This is a genomic window from Singulisphaera photorubra (assembly GCF_045290345.1).
Taxonomy (GTDB): domain Bacteria; phylum Planctomycetota; class Planctomycetia; order Isosphaerales; family Isosphaeraceae; genus Singulisphaera.
This window is the reverse complement of the sequence record NZ_CP155447.1, coordinates 1,446,645-1,465,880: the sequence shown is the minus strand read 5'-3', so window position 1 is coordinate 1,465,880 and position 19,236 is coordinate 1,446,645. Positions and strand designations below refer to the sequence as shown.

Below are 19,236 nucleotides of genomic sequence, written 5' to 3'. Positions count from 1 at the left end.
GGGATTCGCCCCCGGTAACCTCTCGCGCTAACTCCACCAGAGGAACGGTTTGCTCCGGCGTGGATATGCTTTGAGGTGATAACGAATGGTATCGGTGAACCGCCCCGCGGATTGCGGGGGATCGATGTTGCCGACCTCGTAATCAAAGATTTCCGGGTCGTCTTCACGGCCGCCGCAGAGGAAGAAGGAAAACTGTGAGCCTCCGTAGTCCGAGAAGACAAAAGCTTCGGGTGTAAGCCGTGGGGGGTAGCCGAGTCCGGCCGTATTGTCGCGCGCATCGTGCTGGAGATGGAGAAATGCTCCGGGGCTGTCAAAGGTCATGGTCACGTCCCCAAAAAGGGCCCCGGCGGAGCGGCCCATCGTTCTGAGGAAAGCGCGGTAGGCGGCCGGGAGCGGAAGGCTGATCGCCTCCTCGACGGCGCGGATCTCGTCCTCCCGAAAGCCTCTTACGCCCACCAGCGGCCAGGCCGCCCAGATCCTCACAACCTCCCTGGCGAAGCTCTCCATTAGCTTTTGAGAATTGTCCATGCGATTACCTCGGAATTCATGACCCAGAGATCACCTCCGGGTTAATGTTGGGAACGGCTCGCGAAACTGGGCAATCACGGCGGAGCACGGCCCGAAAGTTGTGCGCTGGTCCGAAGCTTCAAAAGACCATTCTTAATTCTTGACACGGCATGCGCAATTTGAACAAGATTATCCTTGTGAGATACTAAGCAATATTCCAGAATTGCCCAACTCACGGCAACATTAGCGAATCTTTCCGTGTTCCGTCGAGGAGAGAGCAATGCTAAACGGCGTGAAATTGGCTGCGAAGTACTCCTGGCTTCTCGATAATCTAGGTCCATTTTCCGGCGGCGACCTCGTGCTCGAAAATGACCGGCCGTATCACGTGCGACTCCCTGCTCTCGTCGGGGAGAAGCCGGTTGTGAACATGATCTTCGTCGGGGCTCCGGAGCGACAACGGCGGATCGTGGAGAAGCGACGTCTCCAAGTGTTCGCGTCGAACTCGAATCGCGACCTGGATGCGGTCTGGGCCAAAGATCCCGAGACCGGCCTGGACGTCGGGGTGTTCACCACTCAGATGGGAGCCGGCTGTACGGCGATCGTCGTCGACGAAGCCATCTTCCTGACAGAGATGGACTTCAAGGCTCGACGTCGCCGAGAGAACTTTCCGCAGATCCGGGCCGTGCGGATCGGAACATGCGGATTCGGACAGCCCGAGACCGCTCCCGGCACAGGCATTATCACGACCGCCACATTCGGTCTGGATGCCTCGGGACACATGATCAGGCGGCCCGACCGAACACCGGAGGAGAATGTCCTGTTCGAAGCATTCTGGGCTACGGTCCAGAACCAGGTCGCATCGTGGGTCGAGAAACCGGATGTGTTTTATCCGTACATGAATTCCACTTCGCGCTTGCTCAATGACGCACTGATGAGTTCTGCGCGCGAAGCGGGCTTCCCAACCGTATCGGGAATCGGAGTGACCTGTTCCGGATTCTACGATGAACAGTGGCGTCCGGTTTCCCGCTTCCAATCCTGCCTGCCGGACCTGGACAAGGCTCTCTTCGCAATGAAAGCGGTAGTACCCTTCGGAAAGATCGAGGCGATCGAGATGGAGAATGCCGTTCTCGCGTCGAAACTCTGCGGCCAGGGGCACCTGTTCACCTCGTTCTGCAACGCGATCGGCGATCGACTCAACGATCGTTTTGACACCCATTACGCTGAAAACGTCGATCGCATGATCGATATCACGTTCCAGGCGCTCGCCTCTCTCCCGACCGATCGCATCGTTCTGCATGGGGAGTGAGCATCCGACACGGCGCAAACTGGTTTTCTCCAATGACTCGCAAAATTCTAATCCCCATTTTCATATTTATGGGTTTTGCTAGAGCAAGCCGACCAAGAGCATCCTTGCGAGATACGATTTAATCTCAACGACCCGATACAGGGCTATTTAGAAAGCCTCTCGCTTCTCGTTCCCACGGTCCTCCGTGGGAATGAAGTCTTGGACGCTCCTGCGTCCTCGGCTTTCGAGGGCCAGACGACGCGGAGCGTCGGGGACGGCATGCCCACGGGGGACCGTGGGAACGAGGGTGAATCTTAGCTCGATGGCGGATCGTTGTTTAATATCCCATTTTGCCCAGATAGCGGCAAGTTTGATAAAACGTCCCCGTTTCGCAACGCCATTCGTGGGTAAGTCCATTAACTGCATGCCAAGACCCTGCGGATTCGCTACCCTGATTTCCCCCACGCAGCAAACTGGCCGTGCGGCTCCAGCGACAAACCCGAGGCATGCATTGATGCGATATTCTCCCAGAGTTCGTGCCGACGCCCTGCTGTTCCTCTGCGTGGCCTTGGTGTTGACGCCGATTGAAGGCTACGGGTTGGACGCAGGGTGCGTCGCGGCCCTTGGCGAGGAGTTCCAACCGCTGACCCACACGGCCTGCGGGACGGCCGCCGTCGAGGGTTCCGCTTCGGAGATCGCACTCGACGGCGATGGCCCGACTGCCGATGCGGCGGAGGTGCCCGGAAGGCCACGCGATACGGCACCGGTAGTGACGCCCCCCCCGCCGCCCGAGACCCATCCCCAATTCTACGTTGCGACGGATGGTTCAGACGACAATCCGGGCAGTCAGTCGGCGCCATTTAAGACCATCGCGCACGCGGCCAGGCGGGCCACGCCGGATACCACCGTCTTCGTGGCGCCCGGAACTTACGAAGGCGGCTTCAAGACGACGAGCAGCGGGACGGCAACGGGACGGATCGCCTACCGTTCCACCAAAAGATGGGGCGCGAGGATCATCCCGCCAGCGAGGTCGAGGAGCCACACGGCCTGGGACAACCGCGGCAACTTTGTCGACATCGTCGGCTTCGAGGTCGATGGCACCGACTCTCGGGAAGGCACCAAGTGGACTCATGGAATCTATAACGGCGGCTCCTTCGATTCGGTCCGCGACAATCACGTTCATCACATCGCCACGTCGGTGCCTTGCACGAGTGCCGGCGGCTCGGCCATCGGCGTGGACTCCTACTACCATGGGGTCAGTAGCGATGTCATCGGCAACGTCGTACACGACATCGGGCCGCCCGGATGCCGCTTCGTCCAGGGGATCTATGTGAGCACTTCGGGCACCGTGAAGAACAACGTCGTCTACCGGGTCTCCGGAGCGGCAATCCACCTGTGGCACGACGCGACCAACGTTATCATCACCAACAACACGGTGTCCGCTTCGGACTTTGGCATCATTGTGGGCGGAGGCAATTTCTATCACACCTCGGGCCCGAACGATCACACGGTCGTCTCCAACAACATCGTTTACGACAACAGATACGGTGTCTCGGAACAGGGGAAAACAGGCAAGCATAACACCTATCAGAACAACCTGCTCTTCCGGAACACGGCCTATGACTGGCAACTTCGCAATGGCCTGACCCCCATCGCAACAGTGGGCGCCGATCCAAAGTTCGTGAATTATACCCGGACGGGCGTCTCCGACTTCCACCTGGACTCGAACTCGCCAGCGATCGGCGGGGGTACGGCGACCGATGCCCCGCTGCTCGACATCGAAGGAAAGCCACGGACGCCTGCCACTGGCTACGACATCGGCGCCTACCAGCACGGTGCGGCCCCGGGAGACACTGTGAGCGATCGTTGAACGGACGGCGCGCGGCACGGCCGATTCGCTGGGCCTGCAAGCGAGGCTCCGCGAGCGGGGACGGCTACACAGCAAAAGCGGTCTCAAACCGCGAGCACTCTAACTCAGTGATGCCTGGCTGAGTCCTGCTCCACATACATAGAGCGGTTTGCGGATGCGTTGCGCACGGTGGTTGGTCTCAAGACTCAGGAGCACGTGCGGAAACGGGGACTGGCTCCGGAGCGAAGCGGAGGTGCCTGTCCCCCTTTCCGCCGAGGCCGCCCGTGACAGCCCGGAAAATGGGGACAGGCACCCGGCCGCCAGGTCGTCCGGAAAAGCAGAGCATGGAGCGGGCCGGGAGCCAGTCCCCGTTTTCCTCCACCGTGCGCAATGCGATCGTAAACCGCTCTAACCTGCCGATACAAAGGTGCCTGGCGATTCGCGGCCCTCTATCTCCGAGCCAGTACGCCATTGCTGACGACGCATCGGCCCGCCTTGTAAACCGAGCGTGGTTTCGGCAAGGCCACGACAGCCTCCGGAATGTGCTCGGCCTTGAGCACGACGAAGTCGGCGTTTGCGCCGACGCGGAGGCCGTAGTCGCTCAAGCCAAGCGCCTTCGCGCCCGACTCGGTCACGACGTCGAAGGCCACGCCGAGTTCCTCGTCGGTATAGAACCCCGACCGGTAGCCGATCATCATGGCACGACCCAGCATGTCGCCGTCTCCGTAGGGCCACCACGAGTCGCGGATATTGTCGCTGCCGCTGAAAACCGTGACACCAGCCGTTCGCAACTCTTTGACTGGCGGAAACGGAGAGCTGCCGGGCGCATTCGTCATGATTGCAACGCCTGCCTCGGCGAGTCGTTGCGCAGTGCGGCGGACCACCTCGATGGGCACCTCGCCGAGAGCGTACGCGTGGCTAACGGCGACCTTGCCCTGCAACCCCAGGGCACGCGTCCGCGCCGCGATTTCCTCGAGGTCGAAGATACCCAGCATATTCGGCTCATGCAGGTGAATGTCGATACCGACACCTCGTTTCTCGGCAATCCCGAAGACGACGTCGAGATGCGCACTGGCGTCTCGATCGAACGAGGCCGGGTCGAGTCCGCCGATCAAGTCACAGCCGATGTCGAACGCAGCGTCAAGCAGTTCGGCCGTTCCGGGGCAGGTGATGATGCCGCTCTGGGGGAAGGCGACAAGCTGAATATCAATCCGATCGCGATACTCTTCCCGAACGGCGAGGATCGTCTCCAGCGACTTCAGACCAACGCTGGCATCAACCATCACATGGCTGCGCATCTGAGTCGCGCCGTTGGTGATGCAGAGATCCAACTGGTTGCGGGCACGCTCGTCCATCGGTGCCGCGGCGGCCATGTTCTGGCGTTGGAATTCGACCCGCTCGCGGACATCGAAACCCGCGGTACATGGCTTGTGAGGTTTCCAGGTATCGCCATAGAAGCTGGTATCGAGGTGAATGTGGCCTTCGACGAAGCCGGGAACCACCAGGCCACCGCCAAGATCCACGACGCTGCGCGCCGTTGTGCCCGAGTCCGCATCAGGCCCGATCGCGATGATCTTGCCATCCTTGACAGCAATGGCCGCATGCGTCCCGTCGACGAGTTTCACGCCTCGAAACAAGGTGTCGACGTCCTGCATCTTTGCCACTCCTTCCGCTTTGGTCGAAAAGGGGAGATTCCTGATCCTTGAAGCGATTTGCGTAAGCTGGATGAGATCTCACCTGTGAATCCCCACACTTTCGGATGCATTCGATTTTACCCAGAGAGCGGCAAAATTGACGAACGTCCCGGTTTCGATCTTCCCAACCAGTGGCCTTATTGACGAATATCCCCTCTTCGCCCTCCAGGCGCATTGCCGGGACGCAGGCAGGAATGATCTTGTGAGCCAAGGTTCGAGGGCGACCATGGGTGTCAACTTATCAGACGGCGACGGAATCACTTCCGACCGCTCGCTCCGTACCGACCGGCTCCTACTCCGCCCTTGGCGCGAGGCCGACCTCGGACCCTTCGCCGCGATGAACGCCGACCCGGCGGTGATGGAATTCTTCTCGAAGACGCTCAACCGTCAGGAGAGCGATTCCCTCGCGGCCCGGTTTCGCGACTTGTTCAACCGGCAGGGCTACGGTCTCTGGGCGTTGGAGGTTCCAGGCATCGCCTCGTTCATCGGGTTCGTCGGTCTGCACCACGAAACCTTCGAGGCTCCCTTTACGCCTTGCGTCGAGATCGGCTGGCGTCTTGCCCGCGAACATTGGGGGAAGGGGTATGCCACCGAGGCGGCCCGTGCCGCGATGCGTTACGGCTTCGAGCAGCTTGGGCTCGACGAGATCGTGTCGTTCACCGTGCCGGAAAACGCCCGGTCATGGGCAGTGATGGAGCGGATTGGAATGACGCGGTCGGAAGCGGATGACTTCGACCATCCGGCACTGCCCGAGGGACACAGGTTGCGGCGACACGTGCTCTATCGAATATCCAAAATGAGACATTCTTAATTCTTGAAGCAGCTTGCGCAAACTGGGTAAGATTACCCCAGATATCGGCAAAGTTGCCGAATGCCACCCTTTCGATTCTTCTGTTCGGGACAACTCATTTGAGGTCTGATCCGAGATCGGGGAACGAGGTGGTCGAGAGCACGGTTCGCTTGGGCAAATCGATCAGGCTGACCCGCTTTGTTCCCCCGCTCTCGTAGACGACGACGAGGGTGTTCGGATCACGGAGGGTCCGGCCGTAGTGTTTGGTGATGCCCTCGATCAGCTCCGTGTAGCCGGAACCACCGGCGTCTGAGACTCCAAGAGTGTGCAAGTCTTGTCCATCGAAATCGCCGTCAAGGTTCGTGTCTTGCTTCACGACGTCGAAGAGCCACCACTGCACGCCCTCGCGGCCGAGAGTACCGGCCTTATCAACAGCTGGCCTCCCGTCGAGCGCTTCCGGCAAGGCCACGGCCTCACTGATGTAATGGTCGTTCGTGGGGAGGAGTCGGCGGATCGATTGATTGTCGAGACTCAAGAAAACATAGTTATGCGTAAACGAAGCGCTCGTAGAATAGCTCGCGAGGGACGAACGCTGATAATCGGCGCTGGAGCCAATGGAGGCCATGAGAAAGGGAGCGCCGGGGACTCGATTGAAGTGCTCGAGAAACCTTGGGGCGTTCGCGTTCGCTCGCTTCGTGGCCAAGGCAGTGGCCATGACAGGCTTTCGAGTGAGTGACTGCGAAACCCCCATGAGTACGATCCATATTCCCGTTCCAATAATGAGCGAGGCCAGGGCAAACTTGAATCGCCGCGGGATAAACTTTCGCGTCTTTTGATCCACCACAAGCCTCCGGTTTCGAACGTCAGCCTCGACACCAACGGCCAGAACATACCTATTTATGAGTTCAATGACTTAAAACTCTTGACACCTTGCTTTTATCTGAGTCCACTCGATATGACGCCCCCTGAGAGGCTTCATGCAGTATCCCCTATCGCCCAGATCACAGCAATCATTTTCAACGATCCGCGCCTGGGCGAGAATCTCGATGGATCTCCGGTCCGGTCGAATCAGGCCGTATCCCCCTCGGCCCAGGGCCATTCCTCGGGTTTGCGCCGACCCGAGGGAATTACGGCCGGGCCGGCCGTGCTACTACAATTCTGTGGCGGAAACCGCAAGAATCCTCGGTGCTTTCGCTCTGTCGCGGATCGTTGATAATATTGGCGAATGTCCCCCTGGGGCAAAGGCGTGGTAAAAGCGAGGCGTTCTGTCCCGATTACCAGCGCTGGATTTGGCTGTATGGGGTCGCTCCCCTGAAATCAACTCGAAGACAGCCGCGTCGCAAGAGCGACCTCGAACCACAAAACCTCTCCCCCCAACTTACCCAGATGGCGGCGGCAATGACGAAGGTTCCCAACAATTTCGCGGGTCGAGCTGAAATCAATTCGACGTAAAGGCTAGCGGGACAATCATTATCGCCAATCGCACATTTGGGTCTTTGTTGATCTTGACGAACTCGGCGATTTCGGCGAAGATCCCGCCCTCCCCCTCCTAAAACTCACCCTAATCGCAGTCTACCCGAGGCTTGTATGAATCGCTCGCGCCCGCTCTACACCCTGGTCTTGATGTTTGCTACCGTGACAACTGCCCAAGCATCGCCCGTCAGTTATGATTTCAGCGGCACATTTGATCAGCCTGTTAATGGATCGACCCAGTTTTCCGGTACATTTAGCTACGATACCGACCTTGAGAGCGCGACCGGGCTTCCAACAACGGAGATCGGGTTTTACAAAGATGCACCTGGCCAAGCGGGCACCCTGATCAGCATGAGTTTCACAGTGGGCAACATGACATCGAGCAGTCTCGGCCCCATCGTCGGCAGCAGCCTCACGGTATCCCACGTAGCACAATACGACATGTTTAATCTCAATGTTGCGTTCAAGCCTGGTTACCACACCATATGGCAATCGATCTATATCACCCGCGACAACACGCCGGACGCGGGCCCGGGCCCGTTTACATCCGGACAACCGCCGACCTCACTGTCGCTATCAGATTTCGGAGGAGCTTCTTTTTTTTTCACTTCTCCTGACCAGCCGGACCGTTACGCCGATTTGGGCAAGGTTACCTCACTGACTCCGGCTGTCCCCGAACCATCGACCCTGGCTGTGCTGCTGATTGGCTTCGGTGGGGTGGTTATCCGCAAACGGATCGCACGGAAGCGCGCTGGCGGAATCGAAGCCGCGGCGTAAATGCAATCAGGTCTTGTGCGGGCGATGTAAAAGGGCGTATGAAGAATACGCCCTGCATCGAAAAGGCACAGGGCACTGATCATCGTAATACCAGACGTGCCGTTTATCGGGGCACGTTACCAGCGTCTTCCAGCAGGCCGGCGGAGATCAGCCCGTCATGCTCGACGGCGCTCCGCAAGAGTTGGTGGACGGCCCGGCCGTCGAGGCCGTTCCGCGGCCTACTGAATCATAACGACGACGCCTTCCTCGAGATGGGGCATCTCTCCATTTCCGTCTGAAGCAAGTCACGTGGGCTGAGCCCTGCTTCCTTCACCGCAAAACGTGTTTCAATAACTATCCGCGGTGATCACCTCGCCGTTGGCGATCGTCCCGAGAGCCCACCAAGGCTCACGATTGACCGAGTCCTTGATCGATCTGACGGACCCGTCGCAGAACAGGACGTTGACAAGCCCTGGGTGCCGACTGCTGGCCGTGAACGCGCCGGCCATCCAAAAATCGTTGGCGGTGCAGGCACAACTCCAGGTATTCGGGGTCATGAGATGGCTATAGCGAGTGTGTGTCGGCAGCCCCACCGCCCAGGAACCACCGTTCCCTCCCCCTTTCCCTGCGGAGTACCCCAGTCCGGTCATGATCCCCGAGCTGTGTCCGCCACCGTGCATATTACGGATGTTGAGACTGCGACAGCGATCGGCATAGGGCGCCGGAAGGCTCCACAACTCGGCTTCCATGAAACTGAAATCGACCGCGTAAACCGTAATGTACGGTTTTGACAGGTCGTAGAGAAAATTCGAATTTTTCAACCCTTTGACTCGCTCGCTGAACGCGGCCGTCTGGCTGAGCCCGTCGGTCACGTCGATGATCGCCTTGACCTGAGCCTCGGTCGAGTCTGTGTCCGGGCCAAGGAAGAGCCCGCCGAACGGACCCGGGTGATAGGTCGAATTGAGCGCAGTGCCGCTGTTGCCGACGTAGTTATTGTGCCCCTCTGGCGTGGTCAGCCGGTTGACGTCGGACGGGCAGATGAACAAGTCGAGTTTCGTCCGGGTTACGGTCGAGTTCTCCATCGCCATGCCGTCGGGCCGACAGCCCGTCCCAAAGTCGAAATTGGCCGCGTCGTAGAGCGGCCTCTGTTCCAGGTAAGGTAAGAGCATCGCGTGGGCCGACCAGACCATCCAGTCAGAGGCTCCAATCTGACCGGGCGGGAAGCAACCAATCGTATCGTGATAATTCGTCATCGCGATCCCGATCTGCTTCAAGTTGTTCACACACTGCGCCCGTCTGGCCGACTCGCGAGCGCTTGATACCGCCGGGAGCAGCAGGGCGACCAAGACCCCGATGATTGCGATCACCACCAAGAGCTCGATCAGGGTAAAGCCGAACCGCCGAGGAGACGACGACGCTCGAACCCGTCCACAATCAGTTGCGACCATCGATGGTTCTCCTTTGTTGAGAATGCCGATCCGTCACTCTCACCTCCTGGAGATCCCCTCGATCAGAGAGGACGGGCGTCGGCTGATGTGGCCCTCTTCAGGTTCACCATGGCCGGTGGTCGAAAAACGAGGGCCGAAGCCAAGGGAATCCGAGGAAGACCAGAGGTGAACTCTTCTTTGCGCCTGTGAAGCCTCGAATCCAAATGAGATTCTTCAATCCCTATCTTGCTCATTCCTGGCAATGCTTGCAATCCCTCCTCCATTCTTCCGTCAAACCCGGAGAGCACACAAATCCTAATTTTCATATTTCAGCTCTACCTACGCAAATTGAGAGAAGTCCAGGAGTAGCCAGGCACCTCACATGGGTTCAGATAGGACCTTGGGTTCGGAGATATGTGGGGCGCAAAACGGCCAACACACTCGAACGGGAATCGAGTCTCCACCTTTATTTCAACGATCCGCGAAAAAGCGAAAGCACCGATGATTCTTGCGGTTTCCGCAACGGGCTGTTTGTCGTAAGTAAAGCGCCGGCTAACACGTGGTGAGCCCATCAACGATTCATGATTATTCGGCGACCAGAATCCGATTTTTCTCGTATGGCGGGCACGGACCACCACCCCTATCTCCTTGCTAAATCGGGAGTTAAGATGGTGGGCCGTGCCCACCCTAGGGGATATGCTAGGCCGACGAGGATGCCCTGACCGATCGCGTTGACGTCGGGAGAAACGGGTTCGGCGAAGCTTTACTGCAGGAGCACGGCCGGGCCGGCCGTGCTACGGATTCGACCGGGCCGGAAATCCAGCGAGATTCTCGCCCAGTCGCGGATCGTTGTTTCTTTTTCGATCAACGTCGCCGCAAGGACGTCCCGCACATGTCCGTCGAGAATGTCCTTCCTTGGGTCTCGGCGCTGACCGACCCGGAGACGAACGTGATGTCCCAGTGGTCGGACTCTCGTGCGTAGGTATTTCCCGCTCCGTCTTTGAACATCTTGGCACCGTCGCTGCGCACCCCGGCCGCTTCGAAATTGTTCTCGATGAAATCACTGACGCAGACACTGGGATTGATGTCCACCTTGAATCCGTTCCAGTGACTCTTCGTCGAAGTCGAATGGCCGGTCTCGGTCCCCCCAGTGATTCTGACCTCGCATCCACTCACCTTCTTGAAGGAGATGATCCCGTCGATGGTCTCGGAGTTGATCTCATCGAACGAGGTACAGCGTTTGTTATTACGGTCGCTGCAATTTCCACTCGACGACCAGGTAATTCCCGCAGCCTGGAGCTTACTGGCCGCATCCGCGTGAGATAGTTTCGCCATGGTGATTGCTTCCCAAGGAACTCGATATCCTCAGAATCAGCATACTTCGGCCATCCTGTATTGTGACGCGGCAAGATTAGCTCGGCCATTCCGATATCTCGATTAGTCATGCATCAACGGACCAGGAGTCCTCCTTTGAAATGTTGGGCCAGCATCTCGAAGTCAAACGCGGGGAGGGCCCGGTGCGGTGGCGACGAGATCATCTCCGGCCCGAATCGAGTCGGGCTCGATCATGTCAGTCCGCCGCGCCTGGCTTGGTAGCAGGTCCAGCACGAGCAGCGTGGCGATCTGATTGAGGAAGATCACCCGGTGCACCCCCTCAGGCACATAAGCCAGAAACACTTCGTCCAACACCTGGAACGTAGACCAGAGGGCCAGGTTGACGCCGCAGGCAAACAGGGTCGCCTGCTCCTGCATGAGCGGCCGGCCGCGATACGACGCGACGGCCCACCAGAACAGAAGCGCCCCCAGAGCCTCCCACCCGATGACGCCCACAAACAAGGTGGCTTGCAGGCTGCGGGGAACGGCGATCGGGTCCATCACCTGGTTGATCCATTGCCAGTTCCCGGAGATGAATTGGAACGACTCCGGGAGAGTGCCCAGGGTCCGCAGCCCGTCGAGCACATTCGTCGTCGCGACGACACTCAGCCATGCCGCCCAGAAAAGCAAGAGGGTGCGTTTGATGACGGACAAGATGATCGCTCCAGCACGAGAGTCTGTTAACCCGTCATAAGTTCATCTCAGATTTTTCCTGTGGCGTGGGCACGGCCCACCATCCCGATCCCTTTGCTAAAGCGGAGGTTAAGATGGCGGGTCGTGCCGACCCCACGGGAATTTTCAGGCCGATGATGATGCCAGGGCCGATCGCGTTGACCTGGAGAGAAACGGGTTCGGCGAAGCTTTACTCCTATCCGGCTCGCTTGAACCGCATTATCGGGAGACCGGACTGGCCGCGGCCGCCGTGGTCTCGAGACTGCCGGGCGAGGCGTCGAACGGCGTCTGTCGAAAGTCGGGCACGGTGTTGTCGTGGACCAGGGCTCCTTGGCGGCCGACGAAGAAGTCGGCATCGTCGGCCACGTCGAGGTTGAAGACGGGCTGGACGTCGGAGGTCGCGATAGATTGGACCCGGACAAGGCCGCCGAGGGTGCGAACCTTGTCACCCACCGTCAGGTCACGCGCCATGATCCACCCTTGGCCCGCCTTCCAGAAGCGGTGGAAGTAGCTGCTGATGACGGTCTCGTCGCCAAGTGCGATGCGGTAGGTCGGGCTCGGTGGGTTCCGATGGACAACGAGGATCGGCTTGTAACCAAGTGCTCCTGTTTTCATGTTTTGAGTGAGCACTTGGTCTCCCTCGTTGAGCGACTCGATCGGCTGGATGCCGGAGAGCGTATGGACGGGGGTACCGGCGCCGAAGCAGCTGATCCGCCGGACGTACCCGTCGCTGTTGTCATCAAACCCAGCGACGGGAGGGAGCGGGCGGGACACCACCTCGACGAACGTGGGCTTGGGTTGCTCGTACCGTGATTTCTGGGAATAGCCGAGCTGGTCGATCCACCAGCCCTGCCAGGCGCTTGGGGTGGCGGCGAGATCCTGGCCGGTGGCCTCGTTCAGGAGCCCGGAGATCCGGCCGTTCTGTTCACGAGTCTCGGCGTTGGACTGTTCGAGCGCGGCGACATCCGCCTCGAGCTGCTGCTGGAGCGAGGCCGCGGCGTTCTGGGTCTCAAGCATGGCCTGTCCGAGCAGAATGGTGTTTCCCGCGGGATTGGGCCCTGGAGCGGACAACCCCTGGGCAGCCAGCATTCTTGATCGTTCCAACGGATTCGGTTTGTTCTGGGCGTTGGCGGCGGAAAGGGTCGCGGCCGCGTTACCGGGATCGCTCAGCAGTTTCTGAACCACGTTGGATTCGGATGAAGTCGAGCCGACGTTCCTGGCGGCATCCCCGAAGGCGACGTAGCCGTAAGGCCCTGTTGGCACGACGACTCCCGAGGTTCCCATTCCGCGAACGACCATCGGCAAGCCGTTTGCGTCGTACGTCAGGAGATCCATGGCCGACGGATCGAAGAAGTTGAGGCGAGGCATCGGGGGGGGGACGTACTGCCTCTGGATGTTCTTGCGTTCCCCCGCGATGAACAAGGTCCCCGGCATGCCAGGTCCCCCCACCCTCTGCGTCTTGTACTGGACTGGGTCACGCAGGAGTCCAATCAGGATGTTGGCATATTCGCGAGGATCGCGTCGTTTGAGAGTCTCGGTCGCCGTCCGGCGCACCTCGGCCGAGTCGCTGAAGCCGGCCAGCATCGCCAGGGCTCGCGAAGCCGCGGGGGCGTCGATGCGCCCGAGGACTCGCACGGCCACCGCCTGGTGCTCGGCGTTCCCGGTGGCGAACACGGCCCAGAGCGCGGGCACAGCGCCAGGGTCGGAGATTTCCGCGAGCGACATCTCGGCCTCGGCTCGCCGCTTGGCGTTCTTGCCGCCAAGCCCGTCACGCCACTTCACCAGCAGCGGACTCCAGTGGCGATCGGCCTGTTTCTGGCGATCGACCACGGCCTTCTCCTCGGCGAGTCGGGCTTCGGTGACCCAGCGATGCCCCTGTTTCTTGAAGCCGAGGCGTCTCCAGGCGGCATCCCGCTTCGGATCGCGCATGACGACCGCCGTGAAGTGAGCGACGGCCTCGGCCTTCAGGCCCTGTTCGTCGCACCAGAGAGCGAGACTCCACTGCCCATCGGGGTCATCCTTGGTCTTGGCCCTGCGGTCTCGATATTCGGCGAGCAGAGCGTCGTTCTTCACCTTCTCGCCGATCGACTCGGGTCGCTGCCATCGCCCTCGGTAGTCGACCAGCCCCATCAAGCCGCGCGCCATGGAGTGCCGCGGGTTGGCGATGACTGCAATGGCAAGGTGCTTGAGCCGCTCGGCTTGAAGCCCGTGAATCTCACACCAGAGCGCAAGCCTGACGTGGGCGTCGGGATCCCGACCGACGTTGGCACTGGCCGCCGCATAATCGTCGATATCAGCCCCCCTTATGTCTTGATCCCCATTAACGGCCAGGAGCAAAACAGAGCCGACGAGTATGGGCGCAAGCATCATAACGTCTCCGAGAGAGGGAAGACGGATTAAGCCAACGTCAATCCTAGCGTGCATGCACCAACTGTCAAGAGGGATCGTTGCGCGACATCGAGAGGAACGTCTTAAACCCAATCATCTGCGCAAACTCAAATTTTGCCTGACTTGAACCGCGGCGAAGACGACGGCGATCTCACCGGCCGGCCTCAACATCCAAGGGGCCGAGGATTGTCCAGCCCTCGTGCTGGGAAAGTAGGTTGGCGAAGCCGATCGCGGGGCGATCTTTCCACGGGTCTCGAATGCCCAAGGCGAGCCGGTATCGGCCCGGCGGCGCCTTGATCTCGAACGTCCCGGCCACTTCGAACGGTCCCGGTTGCCAGGTCCGCACGTCGCACGGCAACGGGAACCGCTCGGCCACCTTGCCCGAACCGTCGATCAGGCTGAGTTCCACGGGCCAGGGATAATAGAATGGGGCGACTCCCTCGTTCACGCCTCGGATCGTGACCGTTGAGGTTCCGCCCACCGCCACCGTGGCGGGGTGGCGGACCTCCGTGAGCTGGAACTGATAGCCCATCTGCCGCACGAGCTCCTCGGACCGACGCTGATACTCAGGCGTGCTCGATGCGTGGAGCGCGGGGCAATAGGGTCCGACCCAGGTGAAATGGCTCCGGCGGAGCATCTCCTCGGTCTGCTCGTACCCCTTGCCGAGCCATGCCTTCGCCTGATGCGGCACCATCTCGCCGCCGATCGCCGCCCGCTTCCAGTTCTCAGCTCGGCCCGACTTGCGCAGGCCCGCCAGAAACGACCAGTCCTGGCCGTTATCCGTGTCTTCCGGGAACATGTCGTCGTGGAACCCGAGCCAGGGCTGCATCCCGGCATCGTCCCTGGCGTAGCGTGCCATGAGGATCTTGTGAGGGAAGGCACGCCGGTACGCCTGAATGACCCGCTGCTCCGTCGCCCGGCTCGCGTAGAGTTCGCTCCGCGGCCAGGTGTGCCACTCGCCCCAGAAGCCGAGCAGGCCAAGCTGGATGAAGGCCACCCGAGGGTTCCCGTCGTACCGCCGCCCCAAGGCGTCAATCAGCCGCTCCATCGCCGTCACCATCTCGGGGGCGTCGTAGTTGGGCGAGTCGCCGCCGCCGTGGTGCGTGTACCGTGAAAGCTTGATCCCTTTCTGCTTGAGCCAATCGGGCAGCCCCGAGGGGTGCGACGGGGAATCGACATAGACCCGGAAGACGATGTGTTTGCCCTGAGCCGCGCGGGCAGCCCAGGCCTGCTGCTCCCATTGCTCGAAGCCGTACCGACCTTCCTCCGGCTCGAGGACTTTCCAGGGCACGTTCAGGTAGACCATCGAGTAGGGCTGGTGGATCGTCCCGGCGATGGTGAAGGGGCACCACCCCTTGAGGGGATTGTCGAGCGGACCGGGCGCCGCCGCGGGCCGAATCAGAACCTCGGACGCGGGAGGCGCGGCATGGCAGACCGTCATCATGGAAGCAAGGAGTCCGACCCAGACGACTCGCATGGCAAAGCTCCTCGGTGACGTTGACCTTTTAAGAGCTGTCAGCGGAGATCGCCGCGCCGTGGACGATCGTCCCGGAATCCGGAAAAAAGGGGGCACAGACCCCGACATTAAAAACAACGTTCCGCGCCTGGGCGAGAATCTCGTTTGATTTCCGGCCCGGTCGAATCCGTAGGACGGCCGGCCCGGCCGTGTCCCCCTCGGCCCAGGGCCATTTCTCAGACTCGCGCCGACCCCGAGGGAATTACGGCCGGGCCGGCCGTGCTACTACAAACCAAGGCAATTACGGCCGGGCCGGCCGTGCTACTGCAATTCGCCTCACCCGGGATGACTATATCAACGATTTACGATGGATTAGCGGCCAGAATCTTTTTTTTCGGAGGATGGGCACGGCCCACCATCCCGATCTCCTTGTCAAATCGCCGCTTAAGATGACGCGACATGTTCTCCCCACGGGATTCGTTGGACCTACGAGGTCCCTTGGCTCGATCAAGGCGGAGGAAACCGGACTGCGGTTGCCCAACTTTACTTCTCAAGGCCAGAGCCGGTACGATGAAGCACGGCTCGGGATCAGCGGAGTTTCGGAGGGTCAAGAGCCGTGGCGATACGACCCGAGCGCTGACCGAATGACCAAGCTCGAAAGCGAATCAACACAGCCTGATTTTTAAGTTTGTTCCCCGGATCTCCCGACCAACTCCAGAATCTCCCTTTCCCGCGGAACCAACACCCCACAACCTCCATTCCGCCATAACAGAATCCAGAGGCATGGCGGCGACGCCGTCCCCTTCGGATGATGCGGCGACGTCCCGGTTCAGGAAACACCGTCATGTCCGACTCAGAAACGACCCGCCAGGGCAAGCCGCACCCTCGTACCCAGGCTGTGTGGGCGGGAGAAGGGGGTGTTCACATGCAACGGGCCACCCAGGTTCCCGTGGTCCACAGCGTGTCCTTCGGCTATGACGACCTTGATGAGTGGCGTGCGGTCTCGCTCGGGCAGGCCGAAGGGCACATTTACGGCCGGAACACCAATCCCACCGTCGCCGTCTTCGAGGAGAAGCTGCGCGTGCTGGAAGGGGCCGAGGCCGCCACCAGTTTCTCGACCGGCATGGCCGCCATCAGCGACACACTGTTCACTTTGCTGGAACCCGGCCAGCGCGTGGTGTCGGTGACCGACACCTACGGCGGCACCAATCGCCTGTTCAGCGAGTTTCTGCCAAGGGTCGGCGTGCAAGTCACGCTCTGCCAGACGGCTGACCAGGCGGCGATCGAGACCGCGATCGACGGCGGCCTGCGAGTGCTCTACCTGGAGAGCCCGACCAACCCGACCTGCAAGGTGCTCGACCTGCAACGCCTGTCCGCTCGGGCCCGAGCGCAGGGGGCCATCGTGGTGGTCGACAATACGTTCGCGACCCCGATCAACCAACATCCGCTGGAGCTCGGTGCGCATCTGGTGATCCATAGCGCGACGAAATACCTCGGCGGACATGCCGATGCCCTGGGGGGCGTGACGGCGGGCGACGCAGCGCTCGTCGAGGCGATTTTTCGGCGTCGAGAGATCACGGGGGCGACCCTGCACGCCGATGCCGCCTACCTGCTGCTCCGCGGGATGAAGACGCTGGCGCTGCGGGTGGAACGTCAGAACCAGAACGCCCTCACCATCGCCCGCCATTTGCGGGCCCACCCACGGGTCGCGCAGGTCTTTTATCCCGGCCTGGAAGATCACCCGAACCACGACGTCGCCAAGCGGCAGATGCCCGGCGGCTTCGGCGGCGTGCTCAGCTTCCAGTTGCCCGGCGACTTCGAAGTGGTCAAACGCTTCCTGCCCCGGCTCCGCTGGGCGCACCGCGCCGCGAACCTGGGCGCGGTGGAAACCGTGGTCGCTCCCCCGGCAACCGGCTCCCACGTCGAACTGACCGCCAAGGAGCGGGCCGCCCTGGGGATTCCCGAAACCCTGGTTCGCTACTCGTGCGGCATCGAAGATGTGAATGATCTGATCCTGGATCTCGACAGGGCGCTGGAAGGCGCGCAGCCCGCATGATGCCGCCCTCCTTTTTCGACGGTTTCCCTCCCTTTTGTCGGGCTTGCGCTCCGTCAACCAATGGCGACCGGAATATTGGGGTGCATCCACCTGGGCTGGACTTTGCGTCCATTCTTCCGAGAGAATGACATTCAGTCCCAACAGAGATAGCACGAATCCAAAAGTCAGGCGGGGGGAGTGGGAGAGTCATGCGATCAGGACGGTTGGTTCGCGTAATTCCAGGGATGATCGCCTTGATGAGCATGCTGATCGCGCCCGCGATCACCTGGGGCGATGAGGATCCGCCCGTCGTCTCCCAGCGGGCGGAGAAGGCGTTGCCCCGGGCCCAGGAGCCGGCAGAGGTTCGCGCGGAGCGGATCGCCGCGTTACGGCAGGTCTATCAGGGGCCTGCTTCGGAATGGCCCAAGCCGGAAGTCGACGCGGGGGTCGAGTGGGTGGAGTTGGGGATCTTGCCGCCGGTGGCCAAGCTGGACGCCAACTCGCCGACGGCGGCCAAGGTGGCGCTGGGCAAGATGTTGTTCTTCGACCCCCGGCTGTCGGGCAGCGGGCAGATCGCATGTGCGTCGTGCCATGACCCCGACCTCGGGTGGGCCGACGGCCGGACCACGTCGTTCGGACACAGCCGGCAGGCACTCCCGCGCAACTCGCCCGGGTTGTTGAACGTCGGCCTGGCGCGGAGCCTGTTCTGGGACGGCCGGGCCGCGACCCTGGAAGACCAGGCCCGCGCCGTGATCCTGAACCCGCAGGAGATGAACGCCCCGGTCGAGGCGGCGGTGACCGCCGTGGCCAAGGTGCCCGGCTATCGCCCTGCGTTCCGAGAGGCCTTCGGGTCGGACGACGTGACGCTCGATGCCGTCGCCGTCGCCCTCGCCGCGTTCGAACGGACGCTGGTCGGTGGCCGCAGCAAGTTCGACGCCTTCCTCAAGGGCAACCCCAAGGCGCTGACCGACGAGGCGGTCGCCGGGCTCGACCTGTTCCGAGGCGCGGCCCGGTGCCTGAACTGCCACAACGGGCCAACCTTCAGCGACGGCCAATTCCACGACCTCGGCCTGAGCTACTATGGGCGGACGCTCGAAGACCTGGGCCGCTACCGGATCACCCGAGACGCCGCCGACGTCGGCCGATTCCGCACGCCCAGCCTTCGCAACGTCGGCAACACCAAGCCTTATATGCACAACGGAGTCTTCGAGCTCGACGGGGTCTTGCGCATGTACAACGCCGGAATGGCGACCCTTCGCCGCCCCCCCGGTGAGCCCAAGCCGGACGCCGCGCCTTTCCCCACCAAATCGCCCCTGCTCCGGCCCCTGGGCCTGAATGACCGGGACCTCGCCGACCTCAAAGCCTTCCTCGAATCCCTGACCGAACCCCGCGGCTTCCGCCGCCCGCCAATCCTTCCCCCCAACGAGCCCGAGTTGACACAGAATCTCAATCCCAACTTGACGCCCACGCCGGGGCCCCGTTAAGCTTGTCCTCGGTAGGAGCGGTCCCCTCCCATTTCAGCCCAAGCTT

14 protein-coding genes are annotated in these 19,236 nt (G+C 61.1%); 6 read left to right on the top strand and 8 right to left on the bottom strand.

Features of this window, described 5'->3' with window-relative positions:
- Positions 1-27: 27 nt before the first annotated feature.
- A complete protein-coding gene (locus tag V5E97_RS05555) occupies positions 28-528 on the bottom strand; it encodes an SMI1/KNR4 family protein (RefSeq protein WP_406698297.1) in 501 nt (166 codons plus the stop codon).
- 259 nt (positions 529-787) lie between these two features.
- Between V5E97_RS05555 and V5E97_RS05550 the strand changes: the two genes are divergently transcribed.
- Together V5E97_RS05550 and V5E97_RS05545 are read left to right on the top strand one after the other, a co-directional pair.
- Positions 788-1,813 (top strand): phosphorylase family protein, encoded by a 1,026-nt coding sequence (locus tag V5E97_RS05550; protein WP_406698296.1) that lies wholly within the window; start codon positions 788-790, stop codon positions 1,811-1,813.
- A 493-nt stretch (positions 1,814-2,306) separates the two neighbouring features.
- On the top strand, positions 2,307-3,662 hold the full coding sequence (locus V5E97_RS05545) for a DUF1565 domain-containing protein (RefSeq protein WP_406698295.1): 1,356 nt from the start codon (positions 2,307-2,309) through the stop codon (positions 3,660-3,662).
- A gap of 428 nt (positions 3,663-4,090) precedes the next feature.
- Here V5E97_RS05545 and V5E97_RS05540 read toward each other — a convergent pair whose 3' ends face one another.
- On the bottom strand, positions 4,091-5,296 hold the full coding sequence (locus V5E97_RS05540; RefSeq protein WP_406698294.1) for an amidohydrolase family protein: 1,206 nt from the start codon (positions 5,294-5,296) through the stop codon (positions 4,091-4,093).
- 265 nt (positions 5,297-5,561) lie between these two features.
- On the opposite strand from V5E97_RS05540, the gene V5E97_RS05535 reads away from it, so the two are divergent.
- Positions 5,562-6,146, top strand: a complete 585-nt coding sequence (locus V5E97_RS05535; RefSeq protein ID WP_406698293.1) for a GNAT family N-acetyltransferase — start codon at positions 5,562-5,564, stop codon at positions 6,144-6,146.
- 94 nt (positions 6,147-6,240) lie between these two features.
- Here V5E97_RS05535 and V5E97_RS05530 read toward each other — a convergent pair whose 3' ends face one another.
- Complete coding sequence (locus V5E97_RS05530) at positions 6,241-6,840, bottom strand: hypothetical protein (RefSeq protein ID WP_406698292.1); 600 nt, start codon at positions 6,838-6,840, stop codon at positions 6,241-6,243.
- A gap of 872 nt (positions 6,841-7,712) precedes the next feature.
- On the opposite strand from V5E97_RS05530, the gene V5E97_RS05525 reads away from it, so the two are divergent.
- Positions 7,713-8,375: a PEP-CTERM sorting domain-containing protein gene (locus V5E97_RS05525; protein WP_406698291.1), complete on the top strand. Its 663-nt coding sequence runs from the start codon at positions 7,713-7,715 to the stop codon at positions 8,373-8,375.
- A gap of 326 nt (positions 8,376-8,701) precedes the next feature.
- On the opposite strand, the gene V5E97_RS05520 is transcribed toward V5E97_RS05525, so the two are convergent.
- From V5E97_RS05520 to V5E97_RS05500, 5 genes are all read right to left on the bottom strand, one after another.
- Complete coding sequence (locus V5E97_RS05520; RefSeq protein WP_406698290.1) at positions 8,702-9,802, bottom strand: DUF1559 family PulG-like putative transporter; 1,101 nt, start codon at positions 9,800-9,802, stop codon at positions 8,702-8,704.
- A gap of 843 nt (positions 9,803-10,645) precedes the next feature.
- Entirely contained in the window at positions 10,646-11,116 is a 471-nt protein-coding gene (locus V5E97_RS05515; RefSeq protein ID WP_406698289.1) for a hypothetical protein, read from the bottom strand.
- Positions 11,117-11,278: 162 nt separating this feature from the next.
- Complete coding sequence (locus V5E97_RS05510; RefSeq protein ID WP_406698288.1) at positions 11,279-11,809, bottom strand: hypothetical protein; 531 nt, start codon at positions 11,807-11,809, stop codon at positions 11,279-11,281.
- A 237-nt stretch (positions 11,810-12,046) separates the two neighbouring features.
- Positions 12,047-14,197 (bottom strand): polymorphic toxin-type HINT domain-containing protein, encoded by a 2,151-nt coding sequence (locus tag V5E97_RS05505; RefSeq protein WP_406698287.1) that lies wholly within the window; start codon positions 14,195-14,197, stop codon positions 12,047-12,049.
- 169 nt (positions 14,198-14,366) lie between these two features.
- Complete coding sequence (locus V5E97_RS05500; protein ID WP_406698285.1) at positions 14,367-15,692, bottom strand: DUF4832 domain-containing protein; 1,326 nt, start codon at positions 15,690-15,692, stop codon at positions 14,367-14,369.
- A gap of 823 nt (positions 15,693-16,515) precedes the next feature.
- On the opposite strand from V5E97_RS05500, the gene V5E97_RS05495 reads away from it, so the two are divergent.
- Entirely contained in the window at positions 16,516-17,727 is a 1,212-nt protein-coding gene (locus V5E97_RS05495; RefSeq protein WP_406698284.1) for a cystathionine gamma-synthase family protein, read from the top strand.
- A gap of 188 nt (positions 17,728-17,915) precedes the next feature.
- On the top strand, positions 17,916-19,190 hold the full coding sequence (locus V5E97_RS05490) for a cytochrome c peroxidase (RefSeq protein WP_406698283.1): 1,275 nt from the start codon (positions 17,916-17,918) through the stop codon (positions 19,188-19,190).
- Positions 19,191-19,236: the final 46 nt, after the last annotated feature.